Consider the following 15,397-nt stretch of genomic DNA (forward strand, 5'->3'; position numbering starts at 1 on the left):
GACAAAATGAAAAAATTTGTTTTATTTTTAGGTGCAATGCTACTTACTAGCAGTGTTTGGGCGAAAAATGATGTAATGCGATTTTCTATTCAGGGTGCATTAAACGACCCAAGAGCAAAAGAGGTGCTAGATCCTAGCATTAAGTTATATTTTGGTAAAGACGGCGGTAAAGCTAAAAAAATTACCCAGCAGCTCTCAGCCAACAAAAAGACAAACGGCGTAGGCAAAAGCGATGAAGCAGCCTGCAACTGGGCGTTTTTATCTGCGATTAAGACTTTTCAAGAAAGAGCCAAAAGAGAAGGCGGAAGCAAGGTTGTAAATCTTTCTAGCTACTATTATAAAAATGAATTTATAAGCAGTAAAGAATTTGAGTGCGGTGTCGGAAATATAATGGTCGGCGTTACACTTCGTGGCTATATTGCAAAATAAATTTAGTAAATTCGGTGCGATATTGTATCAAATTGCACCGAATTTGATATGTTAAATTCGCAAATTTACATTATCGTTAAAAACTTAAAAATATGATTATTTGGTTATTTTAGCTATATTTTTTATAAATAAATATTGTAAAAATAATTTTTTTGTTACGCAAATTTTGTAACATTGTTGAAATTTTTGATTTTGATAAATTTAAAAATAGTTTTTTAATCTTTTTTTATTCTTAAAGATTGTGATTATACCGATACTTTAATAAAATTTTAAGAATTTAGCTAAAATATTAAGTTAAATTTTATTAAATTTAAAGTAAATTTTGTCAAATAAAATTTAAAATAATCTCCAAATAAAGGTGATTCTTTGAGTAAAACACATCAATTTGTCATTACAAATCCCGGTCTTTGTATAGGCTGTAAGGCCTGTGAAAAGGCTTGCGTTAAAGAATCTATAAAACGCGGAAAGTTAGGGATTACCAGAATTAAGGTTTCCAAAGTAGAAAAAACTTCTTCTACAAATCAGTGTCGTCAGTGCGACGATGCTCCGTGTGCGGTCGTTTGTCCTAGCGGTGCTTTACAAAATTTGGGCGATTTCGTCCATTTAAATGAGCATTTATGTATAGGCTGTGGGCTTTGCACGGTAGCATGTCCGTATGGTGCGATTAGTCTTGATTGTATGGATGTTTTTGGCGTAGATAGAGATGAAAGCGATCTATCTCAGCCCGGATTTCCTAATATCGCCGTAAAATGCGATATTTGCGACGGTAGAGTCGAAGGTTCTGCTTGTGTTGAAGCCTGTCCAAAAGGTGCTATTATTATGCTGGATTTTAAAGACAACCATAAATTCGGCAAAAAGCTAAAAGATACGGAAAATATGCAGGAATTTATCCACGCAATAAGCGGAAAAAAGGTAGATGTAGAAAAATTTGTGCCAAAAGCACCGCCAAAACCTGCACCTGCAACTCCTAATGCAGAAGCTGCAAATTCCGAAACTTCTGCAAATTCGCAAGAAAAACCGAAAAAAGACGAGAATTCGGCGAATTTGCAAAATCCAACGGATAACAAGGAAGACAATGCTTAAATTTCTATTTTTTTCTTATTTATGTGTCGGAATAATAAGCTTAATTCTTTATAAATCCAAAAAAATAGCTTTTTATTTTGGATTTGTTTCAAATGCGCTTATTTCGCTTTTAGGTGCGCTTTATTTTATAACAAATCTAAACTCGAAATATGAATTTAGCTTAAAAGGATTTTTGTTTGAACCAAATTTTATGCTAACGCCGTTTGGGGCTTTTTTTAGCTTTATAATCTGCTTTATAGGGGCGATGAGTGCAATTTATTCGCTTGGATACCTAAAAAATTTCAAGGTAAATTTTGCAGTTTTTTCATCACTATTTAGCTTTTTTATGCTTAGCATGTTAATGGTTCTAAATAGCAACGATGTGTTTGGATTTATCGTGCTTTGGGAATTAATGACATTAGTATCTGCACTAATGCTTAAATTTAACGATACCCCAAGCTCAAATTACAGCGTTATGCTCTATCTTGGGGTAGCACAAGTCGGTGCATTTTGTTTAGTTATTGCAATGCTTATTATGGCAAATACTAGCGGAAGTTTGCATTTTAGTGATTGGAATTTTAATTCTCCATCTCTTTTTATCTGCATTTTGCTTTTTATAGGATTTGGCACGAAAGCAGGTCTAGCGCCTTTTCATGTATGGAGTCCGATAGTTTATCCGCATGTAAATTCAAATGTTTCGGCACTTTTTAGCTCTGCTATGAGCAAAGTTGCGATTTTTGGTTTGATTAAATTTATGCTGATTGCAAAAATTCCTGCTTCTTTTGCCTTAGCTATGATGATTTTGGGTGGATTTGGAGCGATTTGGGGCATAATTTTTGCTACACTTCAAAACGAGTATAAAAAGCTTATCGCTTATAGTTCGGTTGAAAATATGGGCATAATTTTACTTGCTCTTGGTGCCGGGCTTTACGGACTTAGCACACAAAATGCTATTTTAACGGCATTTGGCTTAGCAGGAGCGATTTTTCATAGTCTAAACCACAGCGTTTTTAAAGCAATTTTGTTTTTTGCGGCAGGAAATGTATATGTCGCAAGCAAAAAACTAAAAATCAACTCACTTGGCGGTTTAGCCAAATTTATGCCAATAAGTGCGATATGTGCTTTGGTTGCAATTTTTAGTGCGGTTGCGATTCCGCTGTTTAACGGATTTGCAAGTGAGTGGTTGATTTATAAAGCCTTACTTACAAATACAGGTTCGTTTTATTCTAAACTAATCTTTGCGATTTCGACTATCGCTTTAACATTAGCTGGTGTGCTTTGTGCGTTTGCCTTTGTTAAATTTTATGGACTTGTTTTTAGCGGAAAAGAAAAAGAAGATTCTTATAGGGAAGCTTCGATTTTTTCACTGATTCCTATGGTGATACTATCTGCATTTTGTGTTATTTTTGCTCTAATTTCACCGATACTAATCAAAGAAATTTGCAGCTTTTTGCCGACTAATGCAGACGCCACAACGATGTCATTTTCGCTACTTTGGCTATGTTTGATTGCTATGCTTATTTTGCCGTTTGCGATTTTACTAGCTTTTAAATCGCCATTTGAGAAACCAAAATTAAGCGATCCGTGGGCAAACGGATTTAAATTCCAGAGTGAATTTTTACCAAATTCAAACACAGCCGTAGGCGATTTAAGACGAGTTTTGGCTAAATTTATGTGCATAAAAATGCGTAAAAAAGGTGCGTCTTATAGCATTGTCGTAAAAGATGTTTTTATGGAGTATATCTATAAGCCTATAATCGATATTAATATGAAAATAGCCGATAAAATCGCCATTATGCAAAACGGCAAGAGTGCGACTTACGCATTTTATATGGTGCTTTACCTTGGCATTTTAGGTTTGGGAATATTTTACTTTTTTGGAGGCAAACTATGATATTACAACTACTTTTAGCTCTTGCCTTGATGCCACTATTTGACGGTATTTGTCGAAGTTTGCGTGCAAAAATCCAGTCTCGCCAAGGACCGCCGATTTGGCAAACTTATTATGATTTGTTAAAACTTTTGCGCAGAAAGCGAACGGCTCCAAATTCAGCCCATTTTGTCTTTAAATGGACGCCGTATCTACTTGTGGCAATCGGAGCGTTTTTGGTAATGCTAACGGCTGCTAGGTGTGAGAGCATTTCAGATTTAATTGTTATTGTTTATCTGCTTGTCGCATTTAGATTTATCCTAAATTTAGCAGCATTTGATAGTCTTAACCCATTTGCGGCAATCGGCGCAAACAGAGAAAATATGCTAGCGTTATATGCTGAGCCTATTATGATTTGCGGTTTGATTGTGGTTTGTGTAATGTTTGGAACTACAAATTTAACCACTATTCATAATGCAGTCATTAACGGCGAAATTGGATTTAAAATTTCATTTATAATAGCAGGAATTGTATTGTTATGGTCTGTTTATATCGAAATGTCAAGAAAGCCTTTTGATATAGCAGAAGCAGAACAAGAGGTTCAAGAAGGCGTCGTGGCTGAATTTAGCGGTAGAGATTTAGCACTCATCGACATTGGCGCTATGCTAAAACAATTTGCCGTAATTTGCTTATTTGTTAAAATTTTTATCCCTTTTGGGTTTAATAATTTACTACTAGATTGCATTTTTACGGTGATTTTGGTCGAATTTGCCACAACGGCTGCTGTGTTAATCGATAACTTCGGTCCTAGGTATGCAATGCTTTCGACTTTGAAATTAAACGCTTCGTGGATGTTAGGACTTGGCATTTTAAGCGTGATTTTGTTTGCTGCGGGGGTTTAATATGGAAGCATTTGCAATACTTTTAATGATGATTTCTTTGGCGGTATTTTCGTTTAGGGATTATAAAATTTCAATTTCTCTTTATGCGTTAAATACTGTTTGTTTGGTAACTCTATTTTTTATTATGGCAGCTAAATTTGATGCTCATGAGCTTCGTTCTTGGGCGGTAATTGCGATTATTACAAAGGTTATTTTGGTTCCTGCGATTTTGTTTTATGCTCTTAGTAAAATCGATATGCGTTATGAAAATGATCCATATACAGGATTTTTCTTATCGCCTGTGATAGCTTTTGCATTTTCGCTTGGATTGGCACTTCTTTTAACGCCGATATTTATGAAATTTGCAATTATTCAAAATGAAGTGGTTATTTGTGCTGCGATTTTTACATTTTGGATTGGGGTTTGCGGATTTATTTTAAGAAGGTCGTTTTTAAAACAAATTTTGGCTTATTGTTTGATAGAAAACGCGGTTCATCTAAATTTAGCCACAAACGCTTGTAATGCTAGTTCGCTAGTCGAGCTTGGAATTTTAAGCGACGCTGTGTTTGGAATCGCGATTATGGCTATTTTGGCAGTTAGATACAAAGAGGTCTTTGGTAGCCAAAATACGAATTTAGCCAGTGAGTTAAAGGGTTAATATGATAATATATTTAATGCTTATTTTGCCGTTAATATGTGCGGCGTTGATTTATTTCGTGCCTGATAGGCTGATAAAAATCGCAAATTTAGCCTTTGCGCTCGTTATTTGTGCGGTTATATTTAAAGCTATCTCTTTGATAGGCTTTACTCCGCTTTTCGCGCTAAATAAAATGCTGTTTTTAGATAGCTTGGGTGGAATTTATCTGACAATCATCGGCATTACAGGGACTTTGGTAACGCTATATTTTCCTACCTATCTTGGTTGGAGAGATGAAAGCCCTAAAAAAATCAAAAAAATGCTAGTTTTAGCCTATATCACGACATTTGCTATGATACTTTCTGCCGTGGCAAATGATATTGCTATCATGTGGGCGGCTGTCGAAGCGACAACGCTAAGTAGTGTTTTTATGGTTGTTTATAACAAGAAAAAACAAATCGTAGAAGCCGGTTATAAATATGTAATGGTCTGCTCTCTTGGTCTAGCATTTGCTATGCTGGCTACTATTTTGCTTTATTCAAGCGGCGGGATTTTATTTACAGATTTGATTGATAAAAAAATCGATCCGCTTACGATGAAAGTTATTTTTATCCTAGCTCTTGTGGGATTTGGCACAAAAGCAGGTCTTGTTCCAACTCATACTTGGCTTCCTGATGCTCACGCGCAAGGTCCATCTCCAACTTCTGCCGTGCTTAGCGGTATCGTGCTAAAAGTGGCAATGCTAGCTCTCATTAGATACTATTTTATCGCTGCAAATTCAGTCGGTATGGAGTTTGTAATGGATACTATGCTTGTAAGTGGCGTGATTACTCTTTATGTGGCTGGGTATTTCTTGGTAACTCAACACGATGTAAAACGCATGCTTGCTTATCACAGCGTAGTTCATATGGGCGTTATCGCATTTGCTTTGGGAGTTGGCGGAAAAATCGGCGTAGCGGCAGCACTTTTCCATTGCCTAGCTCACAGCCTTACAAAAGCCCTAGCTTTCCTTACCACAGGAAATACTTGGAGAATTTACCAAACAAACAACATGCACAAAATGGGTGGTCTAGCCTACACTGCACCGCTTACTTGTGTATTCTTTGGAATTTCGATTTGCTCACTTGTTGGAGTTCCAGCTTTTGCGATTTTCGTAAGCGAATTTATGACTTTTACACAAGCAATTTTGACAGAGCGATATGTCGTAGCGATTATTTTTGCGATTGCATTAGCAGTTATTTTCATAGCAGACTTTTCACACTTTTTCTTAGCTTCATTTGGCAAAAACCAAAGCGAGCTAAAATACGATAAAGAGATGAGTTTGTTCGAAAATTTACCACTTATATTTTTGGGCTTTTTTGTTATCGCTTTTGGACTTTGGAAGTTTGAGTTTTTCTGGAATTTGCTTGATTTGAGCGTGAATTTAATAAAGGATTTAAGATGATAGGTGATTTATACATTAGTCAAATCGAAAGCGAATTTAACATATTTGAAACCACTAGACAAACCGATAAACAAATAACGATTTTGGTCGATAGAAACGACCTGCCTGCTGTGGTAAATAAGCTATATTATGGTATCGGCGGTTGGTTAGTGACGATGGTAGCAAACGATGAAAGGTCTATAAATAAACATTTTGCGCTTTATTATGTGCTTTCTATGGAGGGTTCTAAATTTAGCCAAGATGATGAATTAGAAGAGAAATGCTTTATAACCGTTAAAACTCTAATTCCGGCCGATGATCCTGTTTATCCATCAGTTACGCCACTCGTTAAGGCTGCTGTTTGGTATGAAAGAGAGGCTTTCGATCTCTTTGGGCTTAGAGCAGAAGGGCTAATAGATCCAAGAAGACTTGCCATGAGCGATGATTGGCCACTAGATTTATATCCGCTTAGAAAAGATGAGATGAATTATAAATTTCGTCCAGATCCACTAAGCGTGGAGCCTGATTATGAATTTAAAAAGCCAAAGGGCGTAAATACCCAAGCCATTCCGCTTGGACCACTTCATATCACGGCTGATGAACCGGGGCATTTTAGGCTCTATTGTGACGGCGATACGATTGTAGATGCGGATTATAGGCTGTATTATGAGCACAGGGGCATGGAAAAACTAGCCGAAAATCGTATGAACTACACTCAAATGGCATTTTTAGCCGAGAGAGTTTGTGGGATTTGCGGTTTTGCGCACTCTATCGCTATGGCAAGAGCCACAGAAAACGCTATGGGGTTAGAAATCCCTGAACGAGCAAAAGCTCTTAGAGTTATGAGTGCAGAAGTTGAAAGACTTCACTCAAACTTGCTAAATATCGGTTTAGCGTGTGAAGTTACAGGAAACTACACCGCATTTATGCATGTTTTTAGAATTCGTGAATATACGCTTGATTTAGCTCAAATCATTACAGGCGGTCGTAAAACTTACGGAACTGTTGCCGTTGGCGGTATGAGAAGAGATATTAGAGCAAAAGAGATAAAACAAATGCTTCATTTGCTTGTTAAAATAGAACAAGAATTTGACGAAATTTGGGATGTTATCATAAATGATGAAAGACAAATGTCTCGCTGGAAGGGAATCGGCGTTTTAGATCCGCAGGTTGGCAGGGATTACGGCTCAGTAGGACCTACTATAAGAGCTAGCGGATTTAAAAGAGATGTTCGTTATGATCACCCTGATGATTTTACGAAAAAACTTAAATTTAATATCAATACCGAAACCAGTTGCGATGTTTATGGTAGAGTAAAAGTTCGTTATCACGATACGATAGATGCTATCAGTATAATTAGACAATGTATTGACTTGATGCCGGGCGGCGATATTATCGTAAGTAGTGATTATCGTATAACGCCAAATAGCTATGCAATCGGCTGTATTGAAGCACCACGCGGCGAAGACATACACTGGATAATGCAAAGCGGAAGCCAAAAGGTTTATAGATGGCGCGTTAAGGCTCCTACATTTAGCAACTGGCCAGCCCTAGCTCATCAGCTTCGTGGTTACACTGTCGCCGATGCCGCGCTTATCGTATGCAGCTTAGATCCATGCTATTCATGCACCGAAAGGCTAACCGTAGTCGATATAAAAAGCGGAAAAAGCAAGATTTTAAGCGGAAAAGAGCTTAAAAGCATTTGCCAAAAAGGAAATTAGATGAAAATAATTGATTTATTGAAAAAAAGCGGCGTAGTTACAAGCCCGTATCCGTTGCAACCTTATGAAGTAAGTGAAAATTTTCGTGGCAAACCCGAATATAACTACTCTTTTTGCATAGGCTGTGCCGCATGTGGCATTGCTTGTCCGCCAAATGCCATAAGTGTTAAAATAGAAGACAAAAGCGTAGTATGGAGATATAACACAGGCAGATGTATTTTTTGTGGTCGATGTGAAGAAGTTTGCCCGACAGGAGCCATAAAATTAAGCGATAAATTTGAACTAGGCGTAAATTTTAACAAAAACGACTTGTTGGTTCAAGGCGAAATGGAAGCTCAAATTTGCACCAAATGCGAAAAACCTTTTACTTCAAAAAGGTTTATAAAATCGGCATTAAATAAAATAAATTCGTCAAATATGAGTAGCAAACGAAAAAAATTAGCGCTAAGCTATACGCAAATTTGCCCTGATTGCAAACGAGAGATTACTTCTACGGCAATGCGTGAAAAAGATTATCAAAGGATTGAGTGATGAGCGGTGATGATAAATTAAAATTTTTAAAACAAATTAGACGCAGTTTTAGCGTTTTTCGTGTGGATTGTGGCGGTTGTAATGGTTGCGAGATAGAGATTTTTGCAGGAATTTCTCCGCTTTGGGATCCTGAAAGATTTGGTTTTAAACTTGTCGCAAACCCGCGCCACGCCGATATTTTGCTTGTAACGGGTCCTGTTACAAGGCAGATGTATTATCCGCTTTTAAGAGCTTATGAAGCAGTTCCTGAACCAAAAATAGTAGTAGCCTTAGGCGCATGTGGCATAAGTGGCGGAATTTTCCATGATAGTTACGGCGTTTGGGGCGGTGTGCAAAATATAATTCCGGTTGATGTTTTTATTCCGGGCTGTCCGCCGCATCCAGCCGGTATCATTTATGGTTTGGCAAATGCGCTTGGGCTAGTCGAACAAAAACAAAAAGAAGAAAAATTTGATAAAGATGACGAATTTGTAAATTTAGAACAAAAATCGTTAATCGGCGATACAAATTTTGAAAAATTAGTTCTACAAAAGGCAAAATTTTTGATGAGCTATGTTCATGCGAAAGAGCTTTATGAAAAATTTATTTCTGCTTTGGGTAGTTGCGATGACACAAAAGATAGCTCAAAGGCAAAAGAAGCTATCTTACAAGCTATCGAAAAAGAAGACGATCCGCGTTTTAAAGAGTGCATGGGTATTATTTTTAACGATGTTTATGCGAAATTTATACAAAGCGAAAATATAGATTTAAAATCGATTTCATGGTCGTAAATTTGCATTTTTGCAAATTTACGCCGATTTATAACAATTTAAGATTAAGAGATATTTTGCTATAATTTTAGCCATTTTAATTTAGGGGTTAAATTGCAAAATAAAGTCTATTTTAATATTTCCAAATTCGACGCTATTATCGATACTGGCGCGAATTTAGGTGAGCTTGAAATTTACAAAAAAAGTCCAGATTTAACGCATATCGCCCCTATTGAGCGAAGAAGACTTAGTAAGGGGGCTAGATTTTGCATTTCGCTCTTAAAAGAGTGCGATGAAATGCCTGTGATTTTTAGCTCAAAGCACGGCGAGATAAATCGCTGTTTTTCTTTGCAATCTAGCCTAGCTAGACTTGAACCGCTCTCTCCTGCTTCATTTTGCATTAGCGTTCATAATGCGATTGTGGCACAAAATGCGATTTTTGCCAAAAACAGGGCTGAAATTTCAGCGATTTCTACAAATTTAAGCCTAGAAAACGGAATTTTAAATGCCGTAGCTAAATTTGATGAATTTGATAAAATAGCGATTATTAGCTATTTTGAGAGCATAAATAATGAACTTATGAACGAAAATGATTTGATTTATGCGATTTTGGTTGTAGTAGAAAAAGGCAAAAATTTTAGCATTGAAATTTCACCAAATAACGAGCCAAATTTAGCAAATTTGACTAAAAATAGCGATTTTGAATTTTTGCTAAATCTAAAAAATCACAAAAAATCTTGGGTTACAAAAGAGCAAGATTTAAGCTGGAAATGGGTCGATGAAACTGCTATTTAGGCGAATTTGCGTAGCGTTATGCTTTGCAAGTTTTGGCATTATTTGCATGGTTGGAAATCTCTTTTTTATTCCCGTAATAATACTGCGATTAAACAAATTTAAAATCATAGAAAATTTCGCTAGGGATTTGGTTTTTGTGGCTTGGCGAGTGTTTTTGTATTTGATTGTGTTTTATGGATACGCAAAAATAGATTTTAGAGCAAAATTTGTTCGCAAAGATAGCGCTATCATCATCATCGCAAACCACCCGTCCTTGCTCGATGTTGTGTTGCTTTTATCTCACATACGCAGGGCAAATTGCATAGTAAAGGCAAGTTTAGCAAAAAATATTTTTTTATTTGGGGCGATAAAATCGGCAAATTATATTTTAAATACAGAAAATGAAAAAATGCTAGAACTATCAAAAAAAGCGTTGCAAAATGGAGAAAATTTGATTATTTTTCCAGAAGGCACTCGCACGAAGGATAAAATTTACATGCAAAAAGGCGCATTTTATATAGCCATAAACTGCGCAAAAGAGCTAATTGCGCTAGGCATAAAAATGTCGCCAAAAAGCTTAAAAAAAGGACAATCGTGGTATGATACGCCACAAAATAAGATAAAATATGAAGTGGATATTTTAGAAAATTTAGATTTGAGCAAATTTGAAAAATCTCGTTCAAATCCGATTCGAGTTAGATTATTACACGAAAAAATGCAAAATTTATATGAAAGGCAAGATTTATGAGTGATCTTATTTTAGAGATTAAAGAGATGATTATCTCAGGGCTTAACCTTGAAGATATGAGCGTGAGCGACATCGACGAAAATGCACCGCTTTTTGGAGAAGGACTTGGGCTCGATAGCGTCGATGCGCTTGAACTTGGACTTTTGATCCAAAAAAAATATGACATTGTTATAAACTCAAAAACTGAAAATGTCAAAGAAATTTTCGCAAATGTCGTAAATTTGGCAGATTTTATATCAAAAAATAGGAAATAAAATGGATAAAAATCAGATTTTTGAAATTCTAAAACAGGCTTTGGTTGAGCTTTTTGAGATAGATGAAAGCAAAATTTCGCTTGATGCTAAGATTTATGAAGACTTAGACATAGATAGCATTGATGCGATTGATTTGGTTGATTTTGTCAAAAAACAAACAGGTCATAAACTAATGCCAGAAGACTTCAAAGCCATAAAAACGCTTGGCGATATTGTTGAGGTCGTGGCGAAAAAATACCAAATCGGCGAGTAAATTTGAAAACTTTTTTAAAGGCGATAATTACGCTTTTTAGCGTGATTTATCCTTTTGGAATTGTCTTTTTTAGAGAGTTTAGCCTTTATTTATTGATTATAATGGCGATTTTATGGGGACTGCGCGGGATTTTGGAATTTGGCTTTGAGAGCAAAAATTTAAGCGAATTTGGTAAATTTAGTTTTGTTATGTGCGGTTTTTTCGCACTTTGTGCGGTTTTTAGTGCTTATGGGATAAAATATCTTTATCCTGTGCTAATAAATGCTTTTTTGGGGGCAGTTTTTTATTTTAGCTTAGCTAACACGCCGATGATAACTAAATTTGCTATGTTAAAAGAAAGAAATTTAGAGCCAAAAGCTTTGATTTATACTAGAAATTTAACCAAAATTTGGATAGGATTTTTTATTTTTAACGGGCTTATAAGTGCGATTTTGGCGTGTTTTGAAAACAAAATTTATTGGGGTGTTTATTGTGGGGCGATTTCTTATGTTTTGGTAGGAGCGTTGCTTTTTGGCGAGATTATTTTTAGGAAGTTTTATATAAAAAATGCGTGAATTTATACAAAATTTAAGTGAAATTTCGGAGCAAATTTGCAAATTTGCAGCTGTTTTAAAAAATAAAAACATAAAGCGAACTCAAATTTTCCTAAGCGATATGAGTGAGTTTAAAATCGCCTTTTTTGGGGCGATGCTAGCAGGGACAAAACCTGAACTTTTAAGAGATAATCATTTTGAAGACGGTTTTTTTGGCATTGATGATGAAAAATTTGCCAAGATTTGTGCTGAGTTTGAAAATTTGAGCGAATTTGGCGAATTAAATTTAAACGGAAGCGAGATTTTTTATCTAAAAACTTCGGGAAGCACAGGCAAACCAAAAAACATTCAAAAGTCGCTTTTGGATATGGTCTTAGAAGCAAAGCATTTAGCAAAAGCCCTAAATTTAAGCTCCCAAGAGCAGTTTTTAGCCAGTGTAACTCACCAAAATATGTTTGGGCTGACATTTAAGTTTTTTTTGCCGTTAGTTTTGGACGCGAAGTCTTATAAGGGCGAATACAACTACCCTGAAATTATTTTTGATCAAAGCCTAAATGGCTCTATTTTGATCTCATCGCCTACGATTTTAAACGCACTTTATCAGCACAAAAACGCCAAAAAAATAGCAAATTTAAAAATGATAATCTCAGCAGGAGCTAGGCTTCCGCAAAATTTGCGAGATGAATTAAATAAAATCACAAATGCTAAAATCGTCGATATTTACGGATCTAGCGAAACGGGCGTTGTAGGGGCAAATTTAGGAATGGGGCTTAAAAAATTTGAGCCTGTGAATTTAGAAGTGGGCAGTAAAGGCGAACTCATCATAACTTCGCCTTGGTGCAAAAGGTTCGAAAGTAGCGATAGCGGCGAGATTAGAGGCGATGATATTATTTTGCACGGACGGCTTGATAGGATTGTTAAATTTAGCGAAAAGCGCGTAAATTTAGACGCCATAGAAGAAAAATTAAATCAAAATGAACTTATAAAAGACTGCAAACTAGGGCTTCACCCAAAATTTGAGCGAATTTTGGCTTTGATAGTTTTAAGCGAGAGCGGCGAAGAAGAGTTTAGAAAAAACGGCAAAAAAAGCGTCGTAGAAAACTTAAAAAAATATCTAAAATATGATTTTGGCTCGGTTGTAAGGTATTTTAAAATAGTCAGCAAAGTCCCGTATTCTGCGCAAAGTAAGGTAAAAAAAGATGATTTCATAAAAGCTTATGAAACCTACGAAATGCCTGAATTTACGCAAATTTCGCAAAATGAATTCAAGGCAAAGATTAAGCCAAGTGATTTTTATTTTGACGGACATTTTGCGAGTTTTCCTGTGGTACCGGGCTTTATGCAGTTTAAATTTGCTAGGATTTGCGCAGAAAAATTAGGATATGATTTGCAAAATTTAAGCCATATTCCAAGCATAAAATTTATGCACTTTATCCGTCCAAATGACGAAATAATCGTATCGTTTGAGAAAAAAGAAAAAACGCTAAGTTTTAAAATCAAAAGTCAAAAAGAGTGTTGCAATGGAAAAATCAGCCTTTAAGCCTGTTTTTTTGGTGCCTTACTACAACCACCCCGCTAAAATCGCCGTTTTAGTAGAAAATTTATCAAAAATGGGCGAGATTTTAATCATCGATGACGGCAGTGATGAAGTTAGCAAAAATGCACTAATCGGCTTAAAAGCTGAAATTTTTACTCGCGAAAACAACGGCGGCAAGGGCGCTGCACTCAAAGACGGATTTAAAATCGCTTTGCAAAAAGGCTACACTCACGCATTTCAAATCGATGCTGATTTTCAGCATGATATTTCAAAATGCGACGATTTTTTGCAAATCGCACAAATAAATCCGCACTCGCTAATATGCGCCAATCCGATTTACGATGAAAATGCACCAAAAAGCCGTTTTTACGGACGCAAAATAACAAATTTTTGGTGCGCCATAAATTCTCTTTCAAGCGACATAAAAGACGGCATGTGCGGGTTTAGAATTTATCCCTTAAAAGAGATTTGCGAAATTTTACCAAGCGTAAAAGATGATCGCATGGGCTTTGATATCGAAATTTTGGTTCAAGCTTACAGAGCGAAAATAAACCTAAAATGGATTGAGCTGAAAGTTCGCTACGAGAAGGGCGGGGTTAGCCATTTTCGCATGTTTAGGGATAATTTTCAAATTTCACTAACCCACGCAAGGCTGTTTTTCACGCTTCCCTTATGGTTGGTAAAAAGGGCATTTCATGGCTAAGCACTGGGCAGAGCAAAACGAAGTCGCACCAAGTTTATTTTTAAAAGCGACATTTTTTTTGGTTACAAAACTGCCTAGTTTTATCGTTAAGTGTATCGTATTTATCGTGGTTAGCGTCTATTTTTTGTTTTTAAAAAATCAAAGAGAAAATATAATAAATTTTAGAAAAAATGTCGCACAAAGTGGCGGAAAAATAAGCGGAAACGCGTATGCGAATTTTTATAATTTTGGCGTTGCAATCTGCGATAAAATCGCCATTTGGACAAATAAAAAGGGAATAGAAATCGACCGAACAAATTTAGAAAAAATTCGCTCACAGCTCGACGGCGTAAAACGGGGCAAAATTTTGCTAACTAGCCATTATGGCAATATCGAAGTGGCAAAAGCCCTTGTGAGCGAACTTGGTCGCACGAAAATAAATATCTTTATGTATCGCGCAAACAATGCTAAATTTAACGAATTTATGGATAAAGTCAGTGGCGGGAAAATCAATGTCTTTTGGGTCGATGAACTAAATATTGAAACTATGCTAAATTTGGGAAATTTGCTAGATAACGGCGAACATATCGCTATAATGGCAGATCGTGTGCCGATAAAAAGCGAAAAGGTCGCAAGTGCCAAATTTTTGGGAAAAACGGCGAATTTTAGCATTGGAGCGTATCTCATAGCAGGGATTTTAAAGGCTGAAATTTACTCATTTTGGTGTTACAAAGTAGGCAAAAAATATACTTTTGAAACGAAAAAACTGCCAAGCGTGGAGCTAAAAAGCGATAAAATCGCTTCTGTAATGCCTGCTTTGAGAGCGTATGTGGCGGATTTAGAGAGCAAATGCGTAAGCGATCCCGCGCAATGGTATAATTTTTTTGATTTTTGGGGGCAAGGTGAAAAAGAGCTATAAATTTAGAGTTGAGTTTTATGATACCGACAGCATGGGCGTAGTGTGGCACGGAAACTATGTCAAATACTGCGAAATGGCGCGGTGTGCGTTTTTGCGCGAGATCGGCTACACTTATATCGATATGAAAAATGACGGATACGCTTATCCGATTGTGAAAATGGATTTTAAATTTGTGCGTCCTGCGATGTTTGATGATGAAATTTGTGTTGAAGTAGAATTGAGCGAATTTGAAAGCTTACTTAAATTTAAATACACCATAAAAAACGCTGATACGGGCGAAATTTTATGCAAGGCAACCACTGCCCAAGCAGCGGTAAATTTAGAAAATATGGAAACCTGCTTTTATCTACCTGAGATTTTAAAAGAAAAATTAAAGGGACTAAAATAAAATTGG

The 15,397-nt window shown here is 36.2% G+C and carries 18 protein-coding genes; all 18 read left to right on the forward strand.

What is annotated here, in order from left to right; genetic code table 11:
- Positions 1 to 6 precede the first annotated feature (6 nt).
- The gene (locus tag PF028_RS06620; protein ID WP_270861451.1) at positions 7 to 429 is read left to right on the forward strand and encodes an excinuclease ABC subunit A; all 423 of its coding nucleotides are present in this window, start codon (positions 7 to 9) and stop codon (positions 427 to 429) included.
- 366 nt (positions 430 to 795) lie between these two features.
- Complete coding sequence (locus PF028_RS06625; RefSeq protein WP_270861450.1) at positions 796 to 1,512, forward strand: 4Fe-4S dicluster domain-containing protein; 717 nt, start codon at positions 796 to 798, stop codon at positions 1,510 to 1,512.
- A complete protein-coding gene (locus tag PF028_RS06630) occupies positions 1,505 to 3,385 on the forward strand; it encodes a proton-conducting transporter transmembrane domain-containing protein (protein ID WP_270861449.1) in 1,881 nt (626 codons plus the stop codon). Before PF028_RS06625 ends, PF028_RS06630 begins: the two co-directional genes overlap by 8 nt.
- Complete coding sequence (locus PF028_RS06635; protein ID WP_270861448.1) at positions 3,382 to 4,263, forward strand: respiratory chain complex I subunit 1 family protein; 882 nt, start codon at positions 3,382 to 3,384, stop codon at positions 4,261 to 4,263. The genes PF028_RS06630 and PF028_RS06635 overlap by 4 nt, the downstream gene beginning before the upstream one ends.
- Position 4,264: 1 nt before the next feature.
- Positions 4,265 to 4,900, forward strand: coding sequence for a hydrogenase 4 membrane subunit (gene hyfE / locus PF028_RS06640; RefSeq protein WP_270861447.1), 636 nt, complete (start codon positions 4,265 to 4,267; stop codon positions 4,898 to 4,900).
- Between the two features lies 1 nt (position 4,901).
- Positions 4,902 to 6,323, forward strand: a complete 1,422-nt coding sequence (locus tag PF028_RS06645) for a proton-conducting transporter transmembrane domain-containing protein (protein ID WP_270861446.1) — start codon at positions 4,902 to 4,904, stop codon at positions 6,321 to 6,323.
- Positions 6,320 to 8,023, forward strand: a complete 1,704-nt coding sequence (locus PF028_RS06650; RefSeq protein ID WP_270861445.1) for an NADH-quinone oxidoreductase subunit C — start codon at positions 6,320 to 6,322, stop codon at positions 8,021 to 8,023. The genes PF028_RS06645 and PF028_RS06650 overlap by 4 nt, the downstream gene beginning before the upstream one ends.
- Positions 8,024 to 8,554 carry a formate hydrogenlyase complex iron-sulfur subunit gene (locus tag PF028_RS06655; protein WP_270861444.1) on the forward strand — a complete coding sequence of 177 codons (531 nt, stop codon included), beginning with the start codon at positions 8,024 to 8,026 and terminating at the stop codon, positions 8,552 to 8,554.
- Positions 8,554 to 9,324, forward strand: coding sequence for an NADH-quinone oxidoreductase subunit B family protein (locus PF028_RS06660; protein ID WP_270861443.1), 771 nt, complete (start codon positions 8,554 to 8,556; stop codon positions 9,322 to 9,324). The genes PF028_RS06655 and PF028_RS06660 overlap by 1 nt, the downstream gene beginning before the upstream one ends.
- A 93-nt stretch (positions 9,325 to 9,417) precedes the next feature.
- Positions 9,418 to 10,098, forward strand: coding sequence for a beta-ketoacyl synthase chain length factor (locus tag PF028_RS06665; protein ID WP_270861442.1), 681 nt, complete (start codon positions 9,418 to 9,420; stop codon positions 10,096 to 10,098).
- Positions 10,082 to 10,825: a lysophospholipid acyltransferase family protein gene (locus PF028_RS06670; RefSeq protein ID WP_270861441.1), complete on the forward strand. Its 744-nt coding sequence runs from the start codon at positions 10,082 to 10,084 to the stop codon at positions 10,823 to 10,825. The genes PF028_RS06665 and PF028_RS06670 overlap by 17 nt, the downstream gene beginning before the upstream one ends.
- On the forward strand, positions 10,822 to 11,079 hold the full coding sequence (locus PF028_RS06675) for a phosphopantetheine-binding protein (protein ID WP_270861440.1): 258 nt from the start codon (positions 10,822 to 10,824) through the stop codon (positions 11,077 to 11,079). Before PF028_RS06670 ends, PF028_RS06675 begins: the two co-directional genes overlap by 4 nt.
- A 1-nt stretch (position 11,080) precedes the next feature.
- Complete coding sequence (locus PF028_RS06680; protein ID WP_270861439.1) at positions 11,081 to 11,332, forward strand: acyl carrier protein; 252 nt, start codon at positions 11,081 to 11,083, stop codon at positions 11,330 to 11,332.
- A gap of 2 nt (positions 11,333 to 11,334) precedes the next feature.
- Positions 11,335 to 11,886, forward strand: coding sequence for a DNA gyrase subunit B (locus tag PF028_RS06685; RefSeq protein ID WP_270861438.1), 552 nt, complete (start codon positions 11,335 to 11,337; stop codon positions 11,884 to 11,886).
- Entirely contained in the window at positions 11,879 to 13,405 is a 1,527-nt protein-coding gene (locus PF028_RS06690) for an AMP-binding protein (protein ID WP_270861437.1), read from the forward strand. Before PF028_RS06685 ends, PF028_RS06690 begins: the two co-directional genes overlap by 8 nt.
- Positions 13,386 to 14,105, forward strand: a complete 720-nt coding sequence (locus PF028_RS06695; RefSeq protein WP_270861436.1) for a glycosyltransferase family 2 protein — start codon at positions 13,386 to 13,388, stop codon at positions 14,103 to 14,105. Before PF028_RS06690 ends, PF028_RS06695 begins: the two co-directional genes overlap by 20 nt.
- On the forward strand, positions 14,098 to 15,003 hold the full coding sequence (locus tag PF028_RS06700) for a hypothetical protein (RefSeq protein WP_270861435.1): 906 nt from the start codon (positions 14,098 to 14,100) through the stop codon (positions 15,001 to 15,003). Before PF028_RS06695 ends, PF028_RS06700 begins: the two co-directional genes overlap by 8 nt.
- Positions 14,987 to 15,391: an acyl-CoA thioesterase gene (locus tag PF028_RS06705; RefSeq protein ID WP_270861434.1), complete on the forward strand. Its 405-nt coding sequence runs from the start codon at positions 14,987 to 14,989 to the stop codon at positions 15,389 to 15,391. The genes PF028_RS06700 and PF028_RS06705 overlap by 17 nt, the downstream gene beginning before the upstream one ends.
- The last annotated feature ends 6 nt before the right edge of the window (positions 15,392 to 15,397 follow it).

The organism is Campylobacter sp. CN_NE2, assembly GCF_027797465.1.
Lineage (GTDB): Bacteria > Campylobacterota > Campylobacteria > Campylobacterales > Campylobacteraceae > Campylobacter_B.

Coding starts and splice junctions, on each gene's coding strand:
- PF028_RS06620 (WP_270861451.1), top strand. CDS start 7: ATGAAAAAATTTGTTTTATTTTTAGGTGCAATGCTACTTACTAGCAGT.
- PF028_RS06630 (WP_270861449.1), top strand. CDS start 1,505: ATGCTTAAATTTCTATTTTTTTCTTATTTATGTGTCGGAATAATAAGC.
- PF028_RS06635 (WP_270861448.1), top strand. CDS start 3,382: ATGATATTACAACTACTTTTAGCTCTTGCCTTGATGCCACTATTTGAC.
- hyfE (WP_270861447.1), top strand. CDS start 4,265: ATGGAAGCATTTGCAATACTTTTAATGATGATTTCTTTGGCGGTATTT.
- PF028_RS06645 (WP_270861446.1), top strand. CDS start 4,902: ATGATAATATATTTAATGCTTATTTTGCCGTTAATATGTGCGGCGTTG.
- PF028_RS06650 (WP_270861445.1), top strand. CDS start 6,320: ATGATAGGTGATTTATACATTAGTCAAATCGAAAGCGAATTTAACATA.
- PF028_RS06655 (WP_270861444.1), top strand. CDS start 8,024: ATGAAAATAATTGATTTATTGAAAAAAAGCGGCGTAGTTACAAGCCCG.
- PF028_RS06660 (WP_270861443.1), top strand. CDS start 8,554: ATGAGCGGTGATGATAAATTAAAATTTTTAAAACAAATTAGACGCAGT.
- PF028_RS06670 (WP_270861441.1), top strand. CDS start 10,082: ATGAAACTGCTATTTAGGCGAATTTGCGTAGCGTTATGCTTTGCAAGT.
- PF028_RS06675 (WP_270861440.1), top strand. CDS start 10,822: ATGAGTGATCTTATTTTAGAGATTAAAGAGATGATTATCTCAGGGCTT.
- PF028_RS06680 (WP_270861439.1), top strand. CDS start 11,081: ATGGATAAAAATCAGATTTTTGAAATTCTAAAACAGGCTTTGGTTGAG.
- PF028_RS06690 (WP_270861437.1), top strand. CDS start 11,879: ATGCGTGAATTTATACAAAATTTAAGTGAAATTTCGGAGCAAATTTGC.
- PF028_RS06695 (WP_270861436.1), top strand. CDS start 13,386: ATGGAAAAATCAGCCTTTAAGCCTGTTTTTTTGGTGCCTTACTACAAC.
- PF028_RS06700 (WP_270861435.1), top strand. CDS start 14,098: ATGGCTAAGCACTGGGCAGAGCAAAACGAAGTCGCACCAAGTTTATTT.